Origin of the sequence: Arcticibacter tournemirensis, assembly GCF_006716645.1 — a bacterium.
In the GTDB taxonomy this organism is placed as follows: Bacteria; Bacteroidota; Bacteroidia; order Sphingobacteriales; family Sphingobacteriaceae; genus Arcticibacter; species Arcticibacter tournemirensis.
In genome coordinates, this window is record NZ_VFPL01000002.1 from 448,105 (window position 1) to 469,881 (window position 21,777).

Genomic DNA, 21,777 nt, shown 5'->3' on the forward strand with positions numbered 1-21,777 from the left:
TTTAACAAAAATACGATTTTTATACCGTAAACTAATAGCTGAACCCGAATCAGTCATACTTATTCAAATTCTGCCCTCAATATTCCCATCACTTCCTTAACTGTACTATCTTCCAAATCGGTACGTTTCACCAGTTCGTCCACAGATAGTGCCAAAACTGATTTTGCTGTATCTAATCCAATACGCTTGAACTCATCGATGATCCAGCCGTCGATCTCATCTGAAAATTCTTCCAGATCAACATCCTCATCATCTTCTTCAGCCTCACGGTAAACATCGATCTCATATCCTGTGAGCTTACCTGCAAGCTTGATATTATGCCCTCCACGTCCGATGGCCAGAGAAACCTGATCAGGTTTCAGATACACCGCGGCACGCTTGTCAGCATCATCCAGTTTAATCGTAGTGATCTTTGCCGGACTTAACGCTCTCTGTATATAAAGTGATACATTGTTCGTAAAATTAATCACGTCGATGTTCTCATTTTTCAGTTCGCGTACAATTCCATGAATACGTGATCCCTTCATACCAACACAGGCTCCAACCGGATCAATCCTGTCATCATATGATTCAACTGCTACCTTAGCCCGTTCGCCTGGTTCGCGCACAATCTTCTTGATCGTAATCAAACCGTCGAAGATTTCCGGAACTTCCAGTTCAAACAAACGCTGCAGGAACTCAGGTGCATTACGAGAGATAATGATCTTCGGATTACTGTTCATCATATCCACCTTCAGCACCACCGCTCTTACCGTATCACCCTTTTTGAAATAGTCAGCCGGAATCTGCTCGGTTTTAGGAAGAAGAAGCTCATTACCTTCATCGTCAAGTACCAGTGTTTCTTTCTTCCATACCTGATATACTTCACCCGTAACGATTTCGCCTACGCGATCCTTGTATTTACGAAAGATCTCATCTTTTTCCAGTTCGAGGATCTTCGATACCAGCGTCTGACGTGCAGCCAGAATGGCACGGCGACCAAAACTCTCTAATGTTATCTGCTCTATAAAATCGTCTCCCACTTCCAGGTCCGGATCAATCTTATGCGCTTCCGCCAGTTCAATCTCGAGATCATCGTCTTCAGAAAAACCATCCTCCATCACCGTACGTGTACGCCAGATTTCAAGGTCACCATTATCAGGGTTCACAATCACGTCGCAATTTTCGTCCGTACCGTATTTCTTTCTGATCATACTGCGAAATACTTCTTCCAACACACTAATCACCGTCGGACGGTCTATGTTCTTGAATTCCTTGAACTCCTGGAAGGAATCAATCAAATTTATATTGCTCATTTTTATTTAAATGAAATTAAAACCTTTGTTTCTGTTATCTCACTGAAAGGAATAAAGCTTTCAACAAGCTCAGCTTTCTTCCCTTTCTCCTTAATCTTTTCTTCTATTGTTATACCATCTTCTGCCACCAGCAGAAGTTTGCCTTCCCTCTTTTTGCCCTCTGCCTGTTTCACTTCAACGGTACGGTCTATATTCTTTTCGTACTGCCTTCTCAGTTTCAGCGGAGCATCCAGTCCCGGCGAAGATACTTCCAGATTGTACGCATGTTCGATCACATTTTCTTCTTCAAGATGAAACCCAACATGACGGCTCACAGCCACACAATCACTAATCCCAACTCCCTTATCACCATCCACCAGGATGATCAGCTTCCCATTGGGATGCATCTTAACATCAACTACAAACAGGTCGGGCCGGTCGGCAATTTTCTGCTCTGCCAGTTCTCTTACCTTTTGCTCTATATCCATAATTTTTCTCTAAAAGAAAAGAGGGGACATATCGGTCCCCTCTTTTTCAATTGATACAAAGATAAGAAAAAAATATCAATTTATACAAATGATTGATTTACAGACGCGGCTGTATTTTCTCTCATATAATGGTGTGATGTTGCTGTGATGATTATCTTTGGAGCTTCTAAAAAGCACAACCCGTATTACAGATGTTAAAAACCAAGAATACCCTTGTCATTGCGATAACAGCAATAATAATCACAGTTTTTTTCTTTTCGTTCGGTTCTCTAACTTCCGGTTACCATTTCAGCGACGATCACGAAGTTCTGAGCATTGTCGACTCCCTGTCTAAGAAACCATTTGCGGAAGTTTCCGCGGATGTGATCAGTGCGGACTTCTCCTGGCGGTATCGTCCGGTATATTATCTCCACAGGGTTACGCAGTGCTACGTTTTCGGCGAAAACTTCTATCAGTGGTCAGTATACACGATGATCCTATGCATCCTTACCTTCTCTTTATTTTATCTGGCGATACGAAAACTTGGCTTTTCCATAGCAGAATCGATTCTCTTTCTTTCCGTAAGCTTTCTGGGGAGTCAAATGAATGTCTGGTGGAGGCTTGGGCCAAATGAAACTCTTGGCTCACTTTTTCTTGCCCTCAGTTTCTTTTTTATTGGCAAATGCCAAAAACACTATAACAGAAACACGCTCTGGTTTTCTATTTTTTTAATTCTGGCATCTTTAAGCAAGGAAAGTTACACGATTATCATGCCTGCTATACTACTGTTTAAGATATGGCATGAAAAGACGGTTTTTCACATTACATTTAAGGATTCACTATATAAAAACCGGCTTCTCGCAATCCCCCTTACTGTGATGCTTTTCAATCTGGCCTTCATCGTATTTTTTGTGGGTACCGACAAGGTTGGATATGCGGGTGTTGACAGTTCAATTTTCAATAAGATAAGCGAAGTGCTGGGAGTCTTTAAGAATCTGCGGATATACTTTATGATCACCGGCATTTTTATCGCAGCCTTATTTATATTTCTGAGAAAGTCTGAATTAAGTCCTGCATTCAAAAAGCTTCTTATCCCTTTCATAATATTTATCCTGGTCGTTGCTCCGAATATTATTCTGTACGCAAAAAGCGGAATGGATGAAAGGTATTATCTGCCCGCAACCCAGGGGTTTGCGCTGCTGCTGATTTTTATTGCCAGGGAAATACGGTTCAGAAAATCCTGGGCGGCTCTCGCACTCATCTTTATTGCATTCTTTTGCCAGAGATTTCAATATCGGGAAGTAGTCTGGCGCGTTGAAGAATTTGTTTCAGAAGGAAATGACAATAAAGCCCTTTTTCAGGCCGTTCTGGCTGACTATTCCGACGGCCCGACGGTTCTGCTCGCTGCTGATCCTGTCGCCTCTTATGAAGCAACGCATTCAGTTATCTACTATCTGGAGAGGGTGAGAAAAATCTCTTTTTATGGATTCCCTATAGCCGCAACAAGCTCTTGGAATGACCTTAAAGAATTCTCAGAATATCTACGCCAGGGGTGGTTGACATGGTTTAAAGGTAAACTTTATCAGGATTTAAATAAAAAACCTGATATTATCATTGTCATGAACAAAAGTCTTTCTGATAAATTCTTCAAAGACAGCGGATTAGACCCTCATAAGTATGTCAATAAACTTGGCGATAAGAATAGATACGCAGTTTACGTAAAAAAATAAAAAAATCAAGCCGGGCCTCTGTAAACACAATGCCGGCTTGATTACTTCTTACTAGAATCCTTACTTTTTCATCAACTTTAGGGCACCACCTGTCAGGCTGATCGTTGCGCCTTCGGAAAGATCATATTTAAGATGAGGTATATCCACCCAGAATAAGTTCAGGATATTTGTACCTTTTACGGAGATATGGGCACTATCAATCCGGTTCGAACCCTCAATTCTCAACTCCGATTGATGTGTGCCGTTAGCTTCCACTGCCCGTAATTTCCCTATCCTGTTATTTTGCAGAATGACCATACTGTTATCAACCTGGTTAATTTTTAAACTATTTAAATCAAAACCCGAAACAAGAGTATAATTACCCTCACGCCAATCTGCCTGAAGTTGAACTTTTCCTTTACCATCCTCTTTCATCCGCTTAAGGTCGGTAGCTATGACTTCTCTTAAACGGGGCATAAAAATAACAACGCCTTTCTCGTAAGCAACGTAACTATCCGTCCTATCTGTGAGCGACACCAGCAATTGATCTCCCACGCGCCCTATTTCAACATTATCTTTTATAAAATTGCTCACACGAACGGCAAAGGTATCTGACTGTCTGATCTCAACTTTCAGTTGATTCGCTGCCTTAACGATTACTTTATCAAAATTACTGTATTTCAGTTTGCTGTAATTAAAGAAAGGATCTTTATAATTCGCTTTCTTAAATGACGCTTGTAATGCCAAATCATAGCTAACAAGCAAGCCGAGCAGGATGACAACTGCCAGCAGAATAATTTTATTACTGGTTTTCATTTTCACTGATTTGAGATTGGTGGATTTTCTGACAGGTATTCGTCAAAGCGTTTTGCTATTTCGTCCATACCTATATTCAAAAGATTCATTGTCTTAAAAAACAACGGCAGTTCCTCATTTAAAAAATGATCTCTTTTTTCAGCCTTAATCTTCTTTACCGCACTTCCGCCGACAAAAAAGCCTATGCCCCGTTTGTTATAAATAATTTCTTTATTCTGTAAATACTCATACGAACGCATGACTGTATTCGGATTTACCTGTAGTTTTATTGCCAGGTCCCTGACGGAAAGGATCTTTTCATCTGTCCGCCAGTTCCCCGTCAGAATGTTCTCATTGATGTACCTGGCAATCTGAAGATATATTGCCTCATTCTCTTTAAATTCCATAGTTATCCTCTTTACACTTCCTTCTCTTTAACTCTTAGAAGAGCTGCCAGCCAAAACAATATTGTAATGCTTGCAACAACACTCACCAGATAAATATTGTGTACATGAGCGTCCAGCGCAACTCTGCCATAATTAAAATTCTCTAAACTAAGATCGCTAAATGGGAGGCCTGTTGATCCTTTTGTTCTGATCAGTAAACTAAGCAGGCCTTTATTGAACAGGTTCAGCACAAAAACAAAGACAAAGAATACAAATGCGGTCTTGATAAACTGGTACTTGTCAAAGAAAACCGACCCCCATAATGAGATTGCCTGAAGGGCAGCATAAATAACAAACACAAGATAAAATTTCTTTTCAGCAGAAAACACATTCACGAAGTTCGCTCCCGGCCATTGATTGATCACAAACAAAAACAACCAGTCAACAAAATAAAAACAGGCCGCAAACATCACCGGATATACAATGGCACTGTAAACCCAGCCAATTAAAAACCGTTCGGTGTAGGTAACCGGCAAAGTCAGGCTAAAAATTGCCCGCTTCTTTCCTGCAAGATCAGAAAAAACTGTGCTCGTAAATATTGTTCCACCTAACAGAAACAGGCCCGTGAACATAGAAAACTGGGTTTCCACGGGAATACTTATATGGCGACCATTAAAGCTCATGGAAGTAAAAAGAAAGAAAAGCGACATAATCCCAAAAAGAACGACCAGATACATTATATAATACCGGAAATTTTCTAAGGTATGCTTTTTAAAAAGCATCGCGAATCGCTGCAGGTTAAATAAACTGTTCATCCGACTTATTTATTAAGGTTAAAACATCATGATTCCCGGCTGTGACAGAATTAAACAGAAGTTCCATATCAACCCTGCTGCTCCACCCGTTTTTATTTTGGACAATTCCTTCCAGCCCTTTTACAGTGTTCTCATAGTAAAGCGCTTCTACAGCTTCTTCCTCACGTAAAACACGGAAACTAACCCTTTCAGAAATTTCATCGAGGTTTTTATTCAGTATGATCCTTCCATTATGCAAAACCAGGATAGCATCTATTAAATTATCGAGGTCACGCACCTGGTGGGTCGAAATAATGATGCATTGCTCTTCACCGAGAGCTGAAGCAACTATCTTCCTGAACTGGGCTTTCGAAGGAATATCCAGGCCATTGGTAGGTTCATCCATGATCAGAAGACTGGTACAACAGGCTAAACCAAATGAAATCAATGCTTTTTTCTGTTGACCGAAAGACAGCTTGGTAAGAATACCATTTAAAGGAACTTCAAACTCTTCGAGGTACTTCTCAAAAAGCCAGGAATCAAATTTAGGATAGAAAAGTGCAGTGTCTTTTACATATTGCTTAATACTGACAGCAGGAACATAAATCTCTTCCGGAACAAAATAGAGATCTTCCAACACAGAAGGCATCCTTTTTGATGAATCAACCCCCTTAATCCTACAACTTCCTTCTTTAGGGAAGGCGAGCCCCGTAATGTTTTTTAATAAAGTCGATTTCCCTGCACCGTTCTTACCAAGAAGGCCATAAATATGACCAGGCTTCAGGCTCAGATTCAGTTTTTCAAACAGCATTTTCTTTTTGCTGTAGAAAAATGTAAGGTCCGCTATTTCTACCATATATAAGTGTATTAGTCAAATAGTACACTACAAATGTAAACAAGAAAATTATATATCCAAACGTGGGTGAAAAAAAAATAAAAATCACTACTGAGATAAGGGTGACAGAGCCAGCGTATATCGGAATATCCGGAAAAGAGCCGACTGTCCATTCCTAAAAAAAGTTTACATAAGAAAGTTTTCAAAGAACAAGAAAATGAGTATTAAAAATGAATTACCCCGGAAGGGAAAATTGGGAAAAGAATCGAATCATTCTGATAGTTTCAGGATTCAGGTGGCGTTAGAATATTTAGATGGCGACTATAGCCAGGCACAGGTTGAAAAAAAATACGGATTACCAGAAAGAAGTGTTTATCGTTTTGTAAATTGGTATAACGATAACCAGAAAGAGCTTATGCAAGACCAACCGGTAGAAGCACAGGAAGCTTCGTTTACTTCAAAGGAACTGGCTGCGCTTGAAAAGAAGCTATCCCTTGCAGAGATGAAGATCGCAGCCCTTGAAAAAGTCATTGCTATGGCCAACGAAGAATACCGGACAGATCTTAAAAAAAAAGCTGTTACCAGGTGATGGCCGAACTGCGGGGAACACGCAAACATTATAGCTTAGCCAATCTTTGCGCGGCATTTGGTTATACCAGGCAGGCCTGGTATAACTATTTAAAAAGATCAGAACTTCAGATTTTTCAGGAGCATATTGTATTGCAGAAAATTAAAGAGATTAGAAAGGAACTGCCTAAAACCGGCTGTATCAAACTTTACAAAGAGCTCAATAATGGTTTTTTGCAGGACTTAGGGATAGCAATGGGCAGAGATGCTGTATTTGACCTGGTTAGAGAGAATGGGATGCTTGTCAAATCCAGCAAAAGGCATGTGTGTACTACCAATTCCTATCACAGGTATAGAATTCATCCTGATCTGGTGCAACGAAGGCATCCACAGCACGCTGAAGAAATATGGGTGAGTGACATTACTTACATTACCACCATGTCCGGATTCAACTACCTGTCTTTAGTAACAGATGCGTACTCAAGAAAAATAACAGGGTACTTTCTGTCAGTAAACCTCAAAGCTGAAGGATGTATAAAAGCACTCGATCAGGCACTAGCTGCAAGGATATATCCTGAAAACACATTAATACATCACTCGGACAGGGGCACGCAGTATTGTTGTGATGATTATGTGTCCAAACTCAGGCAAAGGGATATCCAGATCAGCATGACACAAACCGGCAGCCCCTATGACAATGCCATCGCAGAGCGTATTAACGGAATACTTAAAACAGAATTTGATCTTTATAAAACCTTCAAATCTCATAGCCAGGCAAACGCAGCAGTGGATAAGGCCATCTTTAATTATAACAACCTGAGGTTACATGCAAGTTGCAGCTACCAGACTCCGGAACATACCCATAATCAAGAAAAAACAAATCAAATCACCTTAAATTAAAGTTATGTAAACAAATAACAGAAAGAAAACTTAACATTGTAAACCCAACACAGTTATAATAACTTTTGCTGTAAACACAGAGTAGTAACAACATTTCTTATTGTAAACTTATTCCAGTATAGGACAGACAAGGCCCGCGTTTAAAATAGCGCGCACCTCTATCGCACCTTTCGCGCACTTTATTCGCACATCGTTCGCTCGGTAAGCGAATAAAGCGCGATTAAGAACCTTTCTAAATACGAAAAATGAGCTGTCTATTTCAGAAACGGTCCTTAACTTTATTATACTAAAACTTAATTCGCCAATGGCTCGTTTAGACAGAAAGGGCTCTTTCAGATTACATGGAAAGCTCGACACCTCCGTTTTCTGCACCTGGAGGGATATTGATTATATGAGACGCCTTCCCAACAAAACAAAAAGTGAACCGTCTCAGGCACAGATTGCCAACAGGGCTAAATTTGCGTTCGTTCATGACTGGCTCGAAAGCATCAATGACCTCATTAAAGTAACTTTTGACACCTATTCGCCCAAAATGACAGGAAGAATGGCAGCCCAATCTTACACCATGAGAAATGCCGTTAAAGGGGAGTATCCTGATTTTGAAATTGATTACCCTGCGGCCCTTATCAGCTGCGGACGTTTAGCCGGGGTAACCAATCCAAAGGTGTCGTTACCTGAGCCGGGTATTCTTCAAATCAATTGGGATAAAATTGTTGCCGACCGGGGCAAAAGCCATTGTAATGACATTTTGGTATTCGCGTTGGCTCCTGAATCAGAAAATGTTACGTTTACAGTTGGACAGGCAACCAGGGATAAGGGTACGTACTTATATAAAATCCCCAGGGAGTTTATCGGCAAGACTGCTTATGTTTATATTGCGTTTAAATCTTTTTCAAATAATGACGTTTCTACCAGTCAGTACCTTGGATCGATAATCCTTGAATAACAGCGAAGGGAGGAATAATATTTTTAACTTTGTGTTATGCGAATTATTATAGAAATACTTTTAACGGGCATAGCCGTGTCGGTTGCTGCTTTTCTTGTACCAGGTGTTTATGTTGACGGTTTTCTGAATGCTATTATTGCAGGCCTTCTTATCGCTTTGGTCAATGCGACTATCGGAACCCTGTTACGGCTTTTCACCCTGCCAATAAATATCCTTTCTTTAGGCCTAATGTCTTTCATTATTTCTGTGTTGATGGTGCTTCTGGTCGACAGCTTTATGAAAGGGTTTAATACATCGGGATTTCTTTCAGCCCTGATATTTGCTGCTGTCCTGTCTTTAATAAAAATGGTGTTTGGCGCGTTGAAGTAACAATTATTTCGATCGCTGTCTATACAGATAAGTACTTTATTTTTCCGCCAATGCATTCTGCACGCTTGGAGCTTTATCGCTTTGTACTTTTTCTAACACTGCCCTGTTGTCTCTGCTCTGAAAAACTTTCTTTAATATAGCTACAGCTCCCGCCCGAACATATGAACGCCCGTCATTCACTGCCATACTTTTTACTTTATCGTAAAGTCCGGCCTTTTCTTCGTCGTTTAATTTCGGGATAAAGTTAACAGCCCGTAACCGCAGTTCCCAGTTTTTATCGTCCAGTGCTTTTATCATAGTTTCTCTGGCTGCTTTTTCGGCAGGCATTTTTTCAAGCGCCTGCAAAGCTTCCAACCTGTCCATAAAAAGGGGAGCATGGGTATACTGGAAAATATTCTGCGATAAAGTCTTTGCTTCCTTCTTAGTGGCAAGCAGATATTTTTCGGCATCTACATTCACCAGCTCTGGTTCGGCTGGTACGTCAAAGCTAAAATTCTGAGATTGTTTGTCTGCCACAACTTCCTTACGCTCAGTATTACCGGATACATAAATATCTATGGCCATAGGCAAGCGATATAATGGAACTTTACTAAGGTCCTGCTGCTGAACTACGCTTACGATTACCTTCTTTGCTGCTGCATCGTACCGGGTATCGATCTTCAACACTGGATGCCCGGACGCCAGGAACCATTGGTTGAAAAACCAGTTAAGATCCTCGCCTGTCACTTCCTCAAAGGCCATCCTCAAATCATCTATTTCGGCAGTCTTATAGGCGTTCCTTGTCAAATAGAGGTGAAGGGATTTAAAAAAGGCTTCATCGCCCACTGTTTTACGTAACATGTGAAGAATGCGCCCACCCTTCTGATAGCTCACTGCATCAAACATCTGATCGCGATCGGCGTAATTAAAACGGATCACATCGGCATCTTTCCCCTGTGTAGAAGTAAGGTAAGTTTGCAAATCCTTCCAGCCATACTGGTCGGCATGGTCCCTCCCATACTTATGTTCATTCCAGAGATACTCACCGTATGTGGCAAACGATTCATTAAGCGGAAGGTTCGCCCATGATTCGGCAGTTACCAGGTCGCCGAACCAGTGGTGAAACAGCTCGTGTGAGATGATATCTTCATAACTCTCGTCCAGATACTGTTCTTTCGTCATATTCATCCTTTCAAACAGAACGGTTGCTGTAGTATTTTCCATCGCGCCGCCCTGAAAGTCGCGCACAACGATTTGGGAATATTTTTCCCATGGGTAAGGTACGCCCGTTTTATTTGAGAAGAACTCTATCATCCCGGGAGTTTTACCAAAGATGAGCCTCGCGTTTTTGGCGAAAGCTGGCTCCATGTAATAGCTTACTTCTTTACCCTTCCAGCTGTCCTTCACAATGTCGAATTTGCCTGCGGCAACCATGGTCAGGTATGTAGAATGCGGTTGCTCCTGGCGCCATGTGTCGGTGCGTGTACCGTCTCCATTGTCTGAGGAGAAATCCAGTATACCGTTTGAAAGAGTGACCATGCTGTCGGGAACAGTGAGACTGATTTCCTGGGTCATCTTCTCTTGCGGCCCATCGATTGTAGGAAACCAGGCTGAGTTCGACTCTGTTTCTCCCTGCGTCCAGAACTGCCTCGGTTTATCGGTTTCCTTCCCCCGGGGGTTAATAAAGTAAAACCCGCGGTCGCCCGATGAGTTAATGTCTTCGCCCACCTTTAGTTTATCGGGCATGGCTACATACTGGATATACAGCGTGTACTTTTCATCCCGGGTATACACTTTATCAAGAGATATCCTGAGCTTCTTGCGATCATAAGTATACTTCAGGGGCTTGAGACTTTCGTCCTTGAGAAGCAATGCTACCTGCTCTACTTTAAATCCTTTGGCATTTAATATTACCGAATCGGAGGAGTAAAACCATGGCTTCGCCTGTATAAAAGCCTTACCTTTAACATAGGCACTGTCCCAGTCGAACTTAAGGTCGAGCTTCGTGTGGATAATATCGGTTAATCTGGGGTAGCTGCCTCTATATATATTCGCGCCCGGAGCATTGGCACTTACAGTAACGGGATCCATCACCACCTTCTGTGTGGTTGAACACGATATTGAAAAAAATATGCACAGTGCTATGCAGCACCAATAATTCTGTATTTTCATTAAAAAGCTTGTCTTTTACCGGTATATATCAGGACTCCCGAAGCAAATCGTTTATCTGTTTTTCGAATTCCATAACAAAATCAGTGTAGTGTTTACCGGTACCCGGGCCACTGAAGCCGGTGTGAATACTTCTGACTTTCCCCCTCTTGTCGATAACAATCGTGGTGGGGAAGGCTTTAAACTCATTCAGGGCCGGCATACTTTTCAAAGCTTCTTTGTTGGTATACCCGGTGAGAAGAATCGGATAGGTTATATCAAGCCGGTCTCTCAGCTGCTGAAGACTCTTTTTTGAGCGTTCGGTATCTGTAGTTCTTTCATAAGCCAGTCCAACTACTTCCACTCCTTTGCTTTTATTCTTTTTATAAAAGGGGGCGAGGTATCCGGATTCATCCATGCAATTAGGGCACCATGAACCCAGGAACTGAACTATAACTACCTTGTTTTTAAACCGGGAACTGGAGAGAGAAACGTTATTGCCATTCAGGTCGGGGAAATTAAAATCTATTGTTGAATAGCCCGGCTTAAGCCTCGTCAGCGAGTAAGCATCGGGAAGCATCGCGTTAGGGTCTTTTTTTGCAGTCCAGTTATCTACTGATGAAAGACCCGCATAGAACTTCCCGTCTATAATCGTATTACCTTTAACCCTTCCGGTGAACAGGAATGCATGTGATCCGTCAAACGTAGACAGGAAAAGCTTATCGCCCGAAAGTGCCCCTTCCAGATAGCGGTAGTCGCCTGTAGTGGTTAAAAAAGTGCCTGTAACTTTTGTAGAATCCTGAGTAAACTCACCGACAGCAATAGTGGTATCCTTTCCGTCGGAACTTACAAATGTGGACGACCATCTTCCGGTAACATTCTGCCCTGATCCGTCACCTGAAACAAGGAACCTGCTTGTAACACCATGTTCTGCAGCAAACTCCATTGCTACCTCTTTACCAGGCAGATGCCTGATCCACTTCCCGTTCAGGCCCGAAGAGCTAAACTCAGCTTTTATTTCTGAGTCGAACAAGGGTAGCTTAATCGTAACAGAATCATTGCTTACACTGATATCGTCTACCCTGAACCGCTCGCCGGCATTTGTTATATAAATTACCTTTCGGCCGCTGGTATCGCTCACAATAAAATTAAAAGGAATCTCGGTTCCCGATTCAGTCTTCAGGGTAGCTCTCCAGGTGCCATTTTCCAAACCTTCTGATGATTTACCGCAACTGAAAAAAAGCGTTGCCGACCACAAAAGAGCAATTAGAAAAGAGTAGATTTTTAAATGATTTGCTTTACGTTTTATTTGATGAGGCATGTTCTTAATGTCTAATCCACAGTGAATTTCATGAATAGTGTAATCTAGCAGCCATCAGCAAAAATAAATATTACTTTGCTTCGCGTATTTTTCGTTCGATCGCTGTAGTAGAATAACCGTCTATATATGTAATAGTTTTTACTTCTCCGCCGTTTTGCATTACCACATCAGCGCCTACAATCGTGTCGATGGTATAGTCAGCACCCTTTACCAGGATGTCTGGCTTAATGGCCGTTATCAGATTCAGAGGAGTAGCTTCTCCGAACAATACTACTGCATCTACAAAGAAAAGTGAGGCAAGGATTAAAGTTCTGGAATGCTGATCGGTAATAGGCCGTGCCGCCCCTTTCAACTCGGATACGGACTGATCCGTATTTACGCCAATAATGAGTTTATTTCCCATGCTGGCTGCTTTCGCAAGATAATCTATATGGCCCAGATGCAGCAGATCGAAACAACCATTTGTAAAAACAATCTTGTTACCCTGAAACTTCCAGATGTTCACCATGGGCAGAAGCTGATCAAGACTTCTTACCTTGCTATTCACAACATCTAATTTATCCATTAGCGGCTCTCCTGTTTAATGAGTGCAATCTACACAAACATATATAAAATCCGGAGCAATATAGAGGTTAATGTACAACGTCTACCTGATCAGATGATTGTTATCATCTGGAAAAACGAGAATTGGCTGATACTTCCTTGCTTCGTCCATTGGAAGGGAACCATAAGACATAATGATCACGATATCGCCAACCTGCGCCAGCCTCGCACATGAACCATTAAGGCAAACTATGCCTGAGCCTCTTTCGCCTTTAATCACGTATGTTTCAAAACGGGCTCCGTTATTGTTGTTTACAACCTGAACTTTTTCATTGGGAATGATGTTCGCGGCGTCTATTAAGTCTTCGTCTATAGTGATACTTCCCACATAATTCAATTCAGCCTGCGTTACCTTCACCCGATGTATCTTCGACTTCAAAACCTGAATAATCATAAGGCAAAATTACTAAAAGTGTTACAAGTTATATGCTTCAAGTTGTAAGCGGGAGGTAATATTATTAGTATCAGGTATTTAGTATCAAGTATCAAGAGATACGGGTTGTAAGTTGCGGGTTGTGAGTTGTGGGAGGCAGTTAGCTTTCGGCGATCAGTTTACTGGACAAGTCCATAATTTATAACCCATAATTCATAACACAATAAGCCGACTGCTACTTCAGCAAGATGTTGTCAATAAGACGGGTTTCACCTACTTTTGCGGCTACAAGAGCAACGATACTGCCCACATCTTTCGATGTTGCGGGTTGCAGGGTTTCTGCGTCGTAAATTTCAAAGTAGTCGAGTTCCACTCCTTCGCTTGCTGATAAAAACGCGATAGCATCTGATTTAAGTTCATCAAGGCTCTTCACACTAAAGTGATCCTTTGCACTATTCAGCGATGCCGACAGAGCGAGGGCATTATGCCTTTCGCTGGAGGAAAGGTGGATATTGCGCGAACTGAGTGCCAGGCCATCCTCTTCCCGTTTTATCGGACACATCACTAGTTTAACCGGGATGTTCAGCATTTTAACCATGCTCCGGAGAATCAGAACCTGCTGAAAATCTTTCTGACCAAAAAACGCGACATCTGGTTTTACAATGTCAAAAAACTTCTTCACAACCTGCGTTACTCCCTGATAGTGGCCGGGCCTGATTTTTCCCTCAAGTACATTTTCCAGATATCCCAGATCGAGATGCCAGCTTTCTCCGGGTTCGTACATCTCTTCGACTGAAGGCAGAAATAAAATATCTACATCGGCACCTCTTAGCTTTTCAATATCTGCGTCTACAGGTCTAGGGTACTTCTCAAGATCGGCAGGATCATTAAACTGGGTAGGGTTTACAAAAATGCTGCAAACAATTACATCAGACTGTCGTCGTGCAATATCTATTAATGATAAATGCCCCTCGTGTAAGGCTCCCATAGTTGGAACGAAACCTATACTTTTTTTCTGCTCCCTCAACTCATTAAGGAATTTTGACAATGCTGACTTTGATGTAAATATTTTCAAATTAATAAAAGCTATCAGCCGTGGGCAATTAGCAATCAGCTCTGTGCCTACCACTGTTTTTATGATATTTCCGTTCAGCAAGCAGTTCCGGAAAACAGATCTGTCTGCTACTGCAAATTAAGCAATAAAAACACTTCGTGTTAGTGCCTTTTTGCTTTATGTTTCAGCCGGCAAAGGTGCTGATTACAAAAAAAATATGCAAGACTCTTGCGTAAATCGTTGATATATCATAATATAATGAGTATATTTGCAGTCCCAAATTCTATTCTTAAACATTTAACATTTGGAGATGGCAAAAACGAAGTTACTGTTTATTACCCACGAGATGTCGCCTTTCCTCGAGTTAACAAAAATTTCTGAAATTACCAGGCAACTGCCCCAGGCAATGCAGGACAAAGGATTCGAAATCCGGATTCTGATGCCGCGTTTCGGCAACATTAATGAGCGCCGCAACCGCCTTCACGAGGTCATCCGCCTTTCAGGAATGAATATCATCATAGATGATAATGATAACCCGCTGATTATTAAAGTCGCATCAATACCTTCAGCTCGTATGCAGGTATATTTTCTTGACAATGAAGAATATTTTCAGCGAAAGCAGGTTTTCAGAGACAACTCAAACAAGTTTTTTGAAGACAATGATGAGCGCACAATTTTCTTCTGCAAAGGGGCACTTGAAACTGTTAAGAAGTTAGGCTGGTCGCCCGATGTAGTTCATTGTCACGGCTGGATGACAGCCCTGGTACCTGTCTATTTAAAAACCACTTATAAGGACGACCCGACTTTTAAAAACGCGAAGGTTGTTTATTCGGTTTACAATAACTGCTTTACAGAAAAGTTCGACAGCGACTTTTCAAGGAAAGCAATTATGAATGGCATGAGTGCAAAGCATACAGACATGTTTAAAGACGGTGACTGTGATTCTTTGCACATCGGCGCTATTGCTTATTCCGACGCCGTAGTTTACGGAGGTCCGGAAATCAGTGAAGAGGTAGTAAGTTTTGTAAAGAATAGTGAAAAGCCGGTTCTGGAATATGAGAACACGCTTGACTATGAAAACTATTATGGCCTTTACGAAGAAATAGCGAACGAGGATCTTGTTTCGCTTGCCTAAAGGCAAGTATTAATTCAGGAGCGCAAGCGCTGAACAAAAAAAGAGGCCGTATCATAATTCAAATGATGCGGCCTCTGTATTTGTTGCCTATTAAGGTAGTGCAAGATGAATTTGGGCAAGCTGTGGATAATTTGCTTTTCGGGGTCGAAAACCAGTCAAAAAGCAGCTTTTCACCCTGCTTTTTTCCTTAAGTTTTGTGCAATTGCAATCAAACCCCATTCGATCTCCACTTTTTCCTTACCCCGAAGCATGAACCTTTTGAAACCATGGTTCTGTTTAATGTTTCCGAAAGTTGGTTCCACATCAAAGCATCGTTTCTTTCGCCGCTGTAGGCCTTCTTCACTGTTTAACAGTTCATGTGCCTTTTGCTTAAGCCGGTTCAGATTTACATTGACCTCAATGATCCTGTTGGCGCTTGATTTATGACAAGCACCGTTGAGCGGACAGTTAGCGCAATTGCCCGCCTGGTATCTTTTTACTGTTTGCTCAAAACCGGTGCTTGTTCGTTTTCTACTTGTCCCGATGAAATTCATCTGCCGGCCCATCGGACAGATGTAACAATCTTTCTCCTGGTTATAGAAAAGCTTGCTTGCTGCAAAAGGCTGTTTGTTATTGTAGTTTTCATTTTGCTCTTTATCGAACATCCCATACTTTACAAAGGCAATGGTTTGCTTTTGTTCCAGCAGCGTGTAGTTTTCTTCAGATCCGTACCCGGCATCCGCGGTGAGCTTTTCAGGTGCTTTGCCAAAGCTGGCTTCATGCTGCGTTAAATGAGCATTCAGCGTATTGGTGTCTGTTGTATTGGAATGAATGGTATAATTGACAATGAACTGGTTGGAGGTAGATATCTGAACATTATAGGCGGGTTTTAACTGACCATTTTTCATGTGGTCTTCTTTCATCCGCATGAAAGTAGCATCCGTATCGGTTTTACTAAAGCTGTTCCTTTGGCCCAGGATCTCTTCCTGATGCTCATATTTTTCTATATTCTGCGGGTAATGTTTAGTAATATACTTCAGTTTAGCCTTCACCTTTTTATCTGCATTATCTTTTGCGGCCAGCTTTTCGTTAAGCTGATCTACGGCAGCTTTTACTTTTTCGCTGTTAATTTCCGTAAAATCAGGCGGCTCAGGCATCTTGTCTTCTTCCGAGGCTACCTGTTGTGCATACTGCCATATCTCAGTCAGTTGCTTTTTCATCTTCTCTTTATTGGTCTGAATCGACTTCTTCCAAACGAAGGTGTACTTGTTGGCATTGGCTTCGATCTTCGTTCCATCCGTATTAATCTCCTCTATGCTCAGCAGCCCTTCTTCCGACAACAGCTTTACCACCTCTTCAAACACACTGCGCAGGGCATGTTTCAAGCGCACACCCCGGAAACGGTTGATCGTATTATGATCGGGATAGCTCATCGAACTTAACCACATGAAGTAAATACTTTCCTTACAGGCTGCCGCCAGTTTACGGCTGGAATAAAGGTTGGTAACGTACCCATAAACCACCACTTTAAGCAGCATTTGAGGGTGATAACTTGAACTTCCCCTAATGTGATAAGCTTTTAAAAGCGGCTCTATATTGAGCTTGTTAATGACCTCATTTACAACCCGGACCGGATGCCATAAAGGGATCAATTCTTCAAGGGTTGGTGGGAGTACCAGAATTTGTGCCTGATTATAGGGCTTGAAAACAGGTTGCTTTACCGCCATCTTTTATCTGATTATACACTAAATATATGAAAATCAGATTATTAAATCAAATAATCAATGGTAAAAATCCTGAAATATTAAAAATAAAAAGAGGCTGCACCATGATTTATGATACAGCCTCTTTTTTTGTTATTGTCAAATCATCTAAACAGAGGCAGTGATTCTTTTGGCTGCATTAATCATCGTCGGATGCATTGGGATCAAACATCCACAGATCGTCGGTACCACTTGTACTCGATCCACCGCCAGTGGTGATATATCCTTTTCCGTTTATGGCAAATCCCGTGGCTCCGTATCTTGAACTTCCCTCAAAGGTATCCACATCTTCCCATAGATCTCTGTCGGGGTTATACCTCCAGCTCGTGCTGGACGTTCCGCTTCCCATCCCGGTAGTTAAATAACCGTAATTTCCGATGGAGAATGCTACTGCCGAATACCGCTGCAGATTATAATTGTAGTCGTCGTTTTCCTTGATCTCCTTCGTTTCTTCATCATCCCCGTCAGGATAAAGAGAGATTTTGCGCGTCCATGTGTCTTTAGAGGGATCATAGGCATAAAAAGAAGGAACGAGTGCTCCGTTATTCTGTCCGCCGCCCACGTAAGCGATATTGCCGATTACGAAAGAAAATGCCATTACCCTCTTGGTTTTTATATTGGAGATTTTCTCCCATCCCGGAGTTGACTTAGATGGATCGTATTTATAAAAGTCCTGCTGATCATTATTCCCATCGGTGCCACTGCCGACGTAACCGATGTTATTGATGGAAAAAGACACAGCATAATAACGACCGCCAGCACCAGGGAAATCAGCTATCTTTGTCCATTTGTTAGTTCCCGGATCATATTCATAGAAATCCTTGTATTTCTCATCGGTCAGCGAATTACGACCTAAACCAACATATCCTTTTCCTCCTGCAGAAAAGGCAACCGCATCTGTTCTGGGAGCGCCAGGAAACGTTGCTATTGTATCCCAATTATCGCGCGCAGCGTCGTAAGACCAAAAATCGGCCAGATGTCTTTTATCTGTTGAACTGGCACCGTAATTATATCCCGTTCCTACATAGGCAATATCGTCGATAACAAAAGAAACAGCTCCCCGCCTTGAAACACCTCCAAAGTCGGACTTCCTGATCCAGTCACCCGCTAAATCATCGTCATCATCACTGCTGCTACATCCTGCAAAGAGGGTTAGCAAACAAAGGAAAAAAGCGCCCGTGAAAAGTTTATTCATAATCCTATAGTTTTAATTTTGTATATGTAACTCTTAATTTGATTTTTACGTCGGCATTGGCCTGAGATCCTACGATCAGGCGATTAAAGGTATTTTGCAGGTCTGCAACCGGCACAGTGAGCAGGAGCGAGGTATTATTGTATTTTGAATAATAGCTTGAAATATACTCAGTCAGAGGAAAACTATACGACGCCTTCCCTTCAACATAATCGCTGTACGTTAAGTATAGGGCTGACTGGCTAGTCTGCGGATCCGACAGTATCTGGGTGGGCCGATTGTTTTTATCGGCAACCAGAAGCACCAGTTGGGCCGGCCTTTCAAAAGGCAGATAATGAGGAGCCCCGGGTGTTTCAACCAGTAGCTCTGCTTTATTGATAACGATATCGCCACCTGAATTTAAAAACCGGATATAGGGTATTGATATCCGGGTAACCAGACCCGCCATCGCCTGAATATAGGTTTTGTCGGATGTAAGGTCAGAAGAAACAACTGTATTGGATAAGCCTATATCTTTTAACTTAGTAGCGCTCCTGTCGGCATCAAAGTGATTGAACTGGTAGTTGTTATCGTACAGACTGAACGCCATCTCCTGTTTTTTCTTATTCCCTTCGCCATCTACATAGGAGTAATAGATCTTTACACTAACGGAATCTCTGAAGCCAACAATAGCGTTTCCGACGCTGGTTCCGGGCTTAAGCACCATTCCCTTAAAATAATCGAGAAAAAGGTCGGTATTAGAGAGAAGAGTACTCTCCTCTTTTACCAGGTTGAAGAACGACTTCCCCATGTTATCTGGCAGGCGAAGCATCAAACTGTCGGAACCCGGTTTCGGATAATAGGAGAGAGTAGCCAGTGGAGCAGGATCATGCCTGAACTTTGAGCGGTTATAAAATGTGGCTGAACTTGAAAACACATTCTGCGCCTCCGATGAAAGGTAGTCGGACACTTTGGGCAGTACAAGGCGCTCCGAAAGCTGGTAAACTGATATGTCCTGCTTCTGCAGAGTGTCGCCATAATAATATCCCGAGTAATTTAGCCTGAGCCTGACCGAATCAAACACAGCGTCGGTGGGGAGTGAAGAAGTGTTAAGACCCGAGGGCGAAATCTGAAAATAACTGGATGAACTGATAATGCCGAGCTCAGGGTCATTGATCCTTCCTACCAGCAACACTCCTTTCCCAGCGGACGGAAGAGAATCGAGCAGCATCGTTGCTGTGCTTATTGTAACAGTATCGGTGATATTCGCAAACAATGTCTCATCCTCGCCAATTCCAATAGAGCTGTTCTTTTCGCAAGATGCAAGTACAACCACTAAGGTTAACAAACCAGCAAACCACTTTAACAATTGCATGCACCGTCTGATCGAATTATCCATTTTTACTCCCTTAAGAATTTTTGAATTGGTGTCAAATATGCGGTCCCGTTTTGTGCTTTAAATGAATTTTAACATAGTTTAACTCAGCAGCAGAATCGGAATCAAAACATTAACACTTTTTTACTATTTAGCAGGGAAAGCGACAATAATTCCATCCTTTCCTTAACAGGTTTCACATTTTCAAAATGAAACAGCCGGTCTTTGCATAAAAAAACTCATAAGCGGCTAATCACTTTCATTTTTGACCACGAATTTATAGAGTATCAGATCCACGTTTTAAGAAATGCGATCTAGGACCGCATTTGCGAGACCATTATCAGAATTTTGGCGAGAATACAAGATCCTTTGGCAGTAGAACAACCTTAATAAAAAGCATAAATAGATGAAATCCGGAGATTAGTCGTTATAATAGAACCTTTAATCTTATTTATCCGTAAATAAGCCATTTAGTATCTATTTTAGCGTGGATGAATAAGATCAAGTTGCAGAACTGGCTACAGGAAGCTATCCCGCTGCTGCTCTGGCTGGGCTTCGTGTTGTTACCTTTTTTGATGCGTTCGGCGTCCATGCCCGCCTATGTACGCACTCATTTTCTGGAGAATATCTTCCTGACTAACCTACTGTTGCTAGCTGTGTTTTACCTTCATGCCTACGGAATTTACCCGCTTAGAAAAAGAAAGAACGGCATCTGGTTGTATGTACTTGCTTTGGCTGCTTGCATGGCTGCTTTTATGTTCGTTTCACAGCGAATATCTCCGGGCCCCCAACCGGCTGTTCTTGCGGAAAGGGAAAGGGCAAGAGCATTACCATACCCAGGCAGCTTTCAGCACAGGGATAGTTTGCCAGGGCCGGAACATTTTCCACGCCCCGGTGGCGAGCCTCCTATGAAGGTACGCCTTTTATTCCCGGGCTTCCGGATAACCCCTTTCTTCTTTGTCATCCTCTGCAGCTATTGCTACTGTATTCTTAGAGATACCACCAAGCGGGAAAGAGCTCTAAAAGAACATGAAAATGAAAATCTGAAAACGGAGCTTACCTTTTTACGTTCGCAGATCAGTCCTCACTTTATGTTCAACGTGCTTAACAGCATGGTTTCGCTGGCCCGCAAGCAATCTCCATTGCTCGAAGCTTCACTTATTAACATGTCGAACCTGATGCGTTATATGTTGTATGAAAGTAATGGCAAACTGGTTTCGCTAAATACAGAACTGGAATATCTAAGAAATTATATCGACCTGCAACTGTTGCGCTACGGCGATTCGGTAAGACTTAACTTATATATCAACGGACAAGCGGAGCATTATCATATAGAACCGATGCTTCTTATTCCTTTTGTGGAAAATGCTTTTAAACACGGTATTTCGATGATTAAGGATCCTCTTATTGATATATCTGTTTCTGTTAACAATGAAACAGGTGAATTGCTCTTTAACGTTGTAAATAACATTAGTCCCCAGGAAAACAAGGATGAAGGAGAAATTGGAATTGGCCTTGCTAACGTAAAGAGGAGGCTTGCGCTATTGTATCCTGAAAAGCATCATTTAAAAATTGAACGGGCTAGAAACCTTTTTAATGTCGAACTTCAAATTAAACTTACATAATGAACTGTCTGGTTGTTGATGACGAAAAGCTGGCACTTGAACTTTTGGAAGATAACGTCAAAAAGGTTCCCTTTCTCTCACTGTCATTTTCCTGCCGGAATTCAATGGAGGCATTAGAGGTTTTAAAGGAGAATAAAATAGATCTTATATTTCTGGACATCAAAATGCCGGGACTAACGGGACTCGAATTTATACAGACGCTTCAAAAC

General features: G+C 41.9%; 22 protein-coding genes. 8 read left to right on the forward strand and 14 right to left on the reverse strand.

Annotated features, from left to right (window positions below; all coding sequences use genetic code 11):
• Nucleotides 1-59: 59 nt before the first annotated feature.
• Both nusA and rimP read right to left on the reverse strand, forming a co-directional pair.
• On the reverse strand, nt 60-1,295 hold the full coding sequence (gene nusA, locus BDE36_RS23400) for a transcription termination factor NusA (protein ID WP_128769887.1): 1,236 nt from the start codon (nt 1,293-1,295) through the stop codon (nt 60-62).
• A gap of 2 nt (nt 1,296-1,297) precedes the next feature.
• The gene (rimP, locus tag BDE36_RS23405) at nt 1,298-1,762 is read right to left on the reverse strand and encodes a ribosome assembly cofactor RimP (RefSeq protein ID WP_128769886.1); all 465 of its coding nucleotides are present in this window, start codon (nt 1,760-1,762) and stop codon (nt 1,298-1,300) included.
• A 191-nt stretch (nt 1,763-1,953) separates the two neighbouring features.
• Between rimP and BDE36_RS23410 the strand changes: the two genes are divergently transcribed.
• The gene (locus tag BDE36_RS23410; protein ID WP_141816930.1) at nt 1,954-3,471 is read left to right on the forward strand and encodes a hypothetical protein; all 1,518 of its coding nucleotides are present in this window, start codon (nt 1,954-1,956) and stop codon (nt 3,469-3,471) included.
• Nucleotides 3,472-3,531: 60 nt separating this feature from the next.
• Here BDE36_RS23410 and BDE36_RS23415 read toward each other — a convergent pair whose 3' ends face one another.
• From BDE36_RS23415 to BDE36_RS23430, 4 genes are read right to left on the reverse strand one after another with little or no spacing between them, the layout of a single operon-like run.
• Nucleotides 3,532-4,266: a hypothetical protein gene (locus BDE36_RS23415; RefSeq protein WP_141816931.1), complete on the reverse strand. Its 735-nt coding sequence runs from the start codon at nt 4,264-4,266 to the stop codon at nt 3,532-3,534.
• Nucleotides 4,267-4,268: 2 nt separating this feature from the next.
• Nucleotides 4,269-4,652, reverse strand: a complete 384-nt coding sequence (locus BDE36_RS23420; RefSeq protein ID WP_141816932.1) for a GntR family transcriptional regulator — start codon at nt 4,650-4,652, stop codon at nt 4,269-4,271.
• Nucleotides 4,653-4,663: 11 nt separating this feature from the next.
• Nucleotides 4,664-5,446, reverse strand: coding sequence for a hypothetical protein (locus tag BDE36_RS23425; protein WP_141816933.1), 783 nt, complete (start codon nt 5,444-5,446; stop codon nt 4,664-4,666).
• Nucleotides 5,430-6,281: an ABC transporter ATP-binding protein gene (locus BDE36_RS23430; protein WP_141816934.1), complete on the reverse strand. Its 852-nt coding sequence runs from the start codon at nt 6,279-6,281 to the stop codon at nt 5,430-5,432. Before BDE36_RS23430 ends, BDE36_RS23425 begins: the two co-directional genes overlap by 17 nt.
• A gap of 196 nt (nt 6,282-6,477) precedes the next feature.
• Here BDE36_RS23430 and BDE36_RS23435 point away from each other — a divergent pair, with 196 nt between their 5' ends.
• From BDE36_RS23435 to BDE36_RS23450, 4 genes are all read left to right on the forward strand, one after another.
• The gene (locus BDE36_RS23435) at nt 6,478-6,849 is read left to right on the forward strand and encodes a helix-turn-helix domain-containing protein (protein ID WP_141813454.1); all 372 of its coding nucleotides are present in this window, start codon (nt 6,478-6,480) and stop codon (nt 6,847-6,849) included.
• Nucleotides 6,849-7,727, forward strand: a complete 879-nt coding sequence (locus BDE36_RS23440) for an IS3 family transposase (RefSeq protein WP_141813263.1) — start codon at nt 6,849-6,851, stop codon at nt 7,725-7,727. The genes BDE36_RS23435 and BDE36_RS23440 overlap by 1 nt, the downstream gene beginning before the upstream one ends.
• A 304-nt stretch (nt 7,728-8,031) precedes the next feature.
• Complete coding sequence (locus tag BDE36_RS23445; RefSeq protein WP_141813264.1) at nt 8,032-8,673, forward strand: DUF6266 family protein; 642 nt, start codon at nt 8,032-8,034, stop codon at nt 8,671-8,673.
• A gap of 36 nt (nt 8,674-8,709) precedes the next feature.
• Nucleotides 8,710-9,042 carry a phage holin family protein gene (locus tag BDE36_RS23450; RefSeq protein WP_141813265.1) on the forward strand — a complete coding sequence of 111 codons (333 nt, stop codon included), beginning with the start codon at nt 8,710-8,712 and terminating at the stop codon, nt 9,040-9,042.
• A 36-nt stretch (nt 9,043-9,078) separates the two neighbouring features.
• On the opposite strand, the gene BDE36_RS23455 is transcribed toward BDE36_RS23450, so the two are convergent.
• The 5 genes from BDE36_RS23455 to panC all read right to left on the reverse strand — a co-directional run bounded on the left by BDE36_RS23455 (nt 9,079) and on the right by panC (nt 14,541).
• Complete coding sequence (locus BDE36_RS23455; RefSeq protein WP_141816935.1) at nt 9,079-11,193, reverse strand: M1 family aminopeptidase; 2,115 nt, start codon at nt 11,191-11,193, stop codon at nt 9,079-9,081.
• 28 nt (nt 11,194-11,221) lie between these two features.
• Nucleotides 11,222-12,490 carry a peroxiredoxin family protein gene (locus tag BDE36_RS23460; RefSeq protein WP_141813266.1) on the reverse strand — a complete coding sequence of 423 codons (1,269 nt, stop codon included), beginning with the start codon at nt 12,488-12,490 and terminating at the stop codon, nt 11,222-11,224.
• Nucleotides 12,491-12,560: 70 nt separating this feature from the next.
• Nucleotides 12,561-13,055 (reverse strand): D-glycero-beta-D-manno-heptose 1-phosphate adenylyltransferase, encoded by a 495-nt coding sequence (rfaE2, locus tag BDE36_RS23465; protein ID WP_141813267.1) that lies wholly within the window; start codon nt 13,053-13,055, stop codon nt 12,561-12,563.
• Nucleotides 13,056-13,136: 81 nt separating this feature from the next.
• On the reverse strand, nt 13,137-13,487 hold the full coding sequence (gene panD, locus BDE36_RS23470; protein ID WP_128769875.1) for an aspartate 1-decarboxylase: 351 nt from the start codon (nt 13,485-13,487) through the stop codon (nt 13,137-13,139).
• 214 nt (nt 13,488-13,701) lie between these two features.
• The gene (gene panC, locus BDE36_RS23475; protein WP_141813268.1) at nt 13,702-14,541 is read right to left on the reverse strand and encodes a pantoate--beta-alanine ligase; all 840 of its coding nucleotides are present in this window, start codon (nt 14,539-14,541) and stop codon (nt 13,702-13,704) included.
• A gap of 289 nt (nt 14,542-14,830) precedes the next feature.
• Here panC and BDE36_RS23480 point away from each other — a divergent pair, with 289 nt between their 5' ends.
• A complete protein-coding gene (locus BDE36_RS23480; RefSeq protein ID WP_128769873.1) occupies nt 14,831-15,655 on the forward strand; it encodes a glycogen/starch synthase in 825 nt (274 codons plus the stop codon).
• Between the two features lie 170 nt (nt 15,656-15,825).
• Here the strand turns inward: BDE36_RS23480 and BDE36_RS23485 are convergent, their stop codons facing one another.
• From BDE36_RS23485 to BDE36_RS23495, 3 genes are all read right to left on the reverse strand, one after another.
• On the reverse strand, nt 15,826-17,361 hold the full coding sequence (locus BDE36_RS23485; RefSeq protein ID WP_141813269.1) for an IS1182 family transposase: 1,536 nt from the start codon (nt 17,359-17,361) through the stop codon (nt 15,826-15,828).
• A 175-nt stretch (nt 17,362-17,536) separates the two neighbouring features.
• On the reverse strand, nt 17,537-18,592 hold the full coding sequence (locus tag BDE36_RS23490) for a Kelch repeat-containing protein (RefSeq protein WP_141813270.1): 1,056 nt from the start codon (nt 18,590-18,592) through the stop codon (nt 17,537-17,539).
• Nucleotides 18,593-18,596: 4 nt separating this feature from the next.
• Nucleotides 18,597-19,967, reverse strand: coding sequence for a DUF4270 family protein (locus BDE36_RS23495; RefSeq protein WP_128769871.1), 1,371 nt, complete (start codon nt 19,965-19,967; stop codon nt 18,597-18,599).
• 467 nt (nt 19,968-20,434) lie between these two features.
• Between BDE36_RS23495 and BDE36_RS23500 the strand changes: the two genes are divergently transcribed.
• Complete coding sequence (locus BDE36_RS23500; RefSeq protein WP_141813271.1) at nt 20,435-21,568, forward strand: sensor histidine kinase; 1,134 nt, start codon at nt 20,435-20,437, stop codon at nt 21,566-21,568.
• Nucleotides 21,568-21,777: LytR/AlgR family response regulator transcription factor (locus BDE36_RS23505; RefSeq protein ID WP_141816936.1), on the forward strand; the 210-nt coding region annotated here is incomplete at its 3' end. The genes BDE36_RS23500 and BDE36_RS23505, both read left to right, overlap by 1 nt.

Coding starts and splice junctions, on each gene's coding strand:
- panD (WP_128769875.1), bottom strand. CDS start 13,487: ATGATTATTCAGGTTTTGAAGTCGAAGATACATCGGGTGAAGGTAACG.
- BDE36_RS23450 (WP_141813265.1), top strand. CDS start 8,710: ATGCGAATTATTATAGAAATACTTTTAACGGGCATAGCCGTGTCGGTT.
- BDE36_RS23420 (WP_141816932.1), bottom strand. CDS start 4,652: ATGGAATTTAAAGAGAATGAGGCAATATATCTTCAGATTGCCAGGTAC.
- BDE36_RS23480 (WP_128769873.1), top strand. CDS start 14,831: ATGGCAAAAACGAAGTTACTGTTTATTACCCACGAGATGTCGCCTTTC.
- nusA (WP_128769887.1), bottom strand. CDS start 1,295: ATGAGCAATATAAATTTGATTGATTCCTTCCAGGAGTTCAAGGAATTC.
- BDE36_RS23455 (WP_141816935.1), bottom strand. CDS start 11,193: ATGAAAATACAGAATTATTGGTGCTGCATAGCACTGTGCATATTTTTT.
- BDE36_RS23495 (WP_128769871.1), bottom strand. CDS start 19,967: ATGGATAATTCGATCAGACGGTGCATGCAATTGTTAAAGTGGTTTGCT.
- BDE36_RS23425 (WP_141816933.1), bottom strand. CDS start 5,446: ATGAACAGTTTATTTAACCTGCAGCGATTCGCGATGCTTTTTAAAAAG.
- BDE36_RS23500 (WP_141813271.1), top strand. CDS start 20,435: ATGAATAAGATCAAGTTGCAGAACTGGCTACAGGAAGCTATCCCGCTG.
- rimP (WP_128769886.1), bottom strand. CDS start 1,762: ATGGATATAGAGCAAAAGGTAAGAGAACTGGCAGAGCAGAAAATTGCC.
- BDE36_RS23430 (WP_141816934.1), bottom strand. CDS start 6,281: ATGGTAGAAATAGCGGACCTTACATTTTTCTACAGCAAAAAGAAAATG.
- BDE36_RS23485 (WP_141813269.1), bottom strand. CDS start 17,361: ATGGCGGTAAAGCAACCTGTTTTCAAGCCCTATAATCAGGCACAAATT.
- BDE36_RS23435 (WP_141813454.1), top strand. CDS start 6,478: ATGAGTATTAAAAATGAATTACCCCGGAAGGGAAAATTGGGAAAAGAA.
- BDE36_RS23490 (WP_141813270.1), bottom strand. CDS start 18,592: ATGAATAAACTTTTCACGGGCGCTTTTTTCCTTTGTTTGCTAACCCTC.
- rfaE2 (WP_141813267.1), bottom strand. CDS start 13,055: ATGGATAAATTAGATGTTGTGAATAGCAAGGTAAGAAGTCTTGATCAG.
- BDE36_RS23415 (WP_141816931.1), bottom strand. CDS start 4,266: ATGAAAACCAGTAATAAAATTATTCTGCTGGCAGTTGTCATCCTGCTC.
- BDE36_RS23410 (WP_141816930.1), top strand. CDS start 1,954: ATGTTAAAAACCAAGAATACCCTTGTCATTGCGATAACAGCAATAATA.
- BDE36_RS23445 (WP_141813264.1), top strand. CDS start 8,032: ATGGCTCGTTTAGACAGAAAGGGCTCTTTCAGATTACATGGAAAGCTC.
- BDE36_RS23460 (WP_141813266.1), bottom strand. CDS start 12,490: ATGCCTCATCAAATAAAACGTAAAGCAAATCATTTAAAAATCTACTCT.
- BDE36_RS23440 (WP_141813263.1), top strand. CDS start 6,849: ATGGCCGAACTGCGGGGAACACGCAAACATTATAGCTTAGCCAATCTT.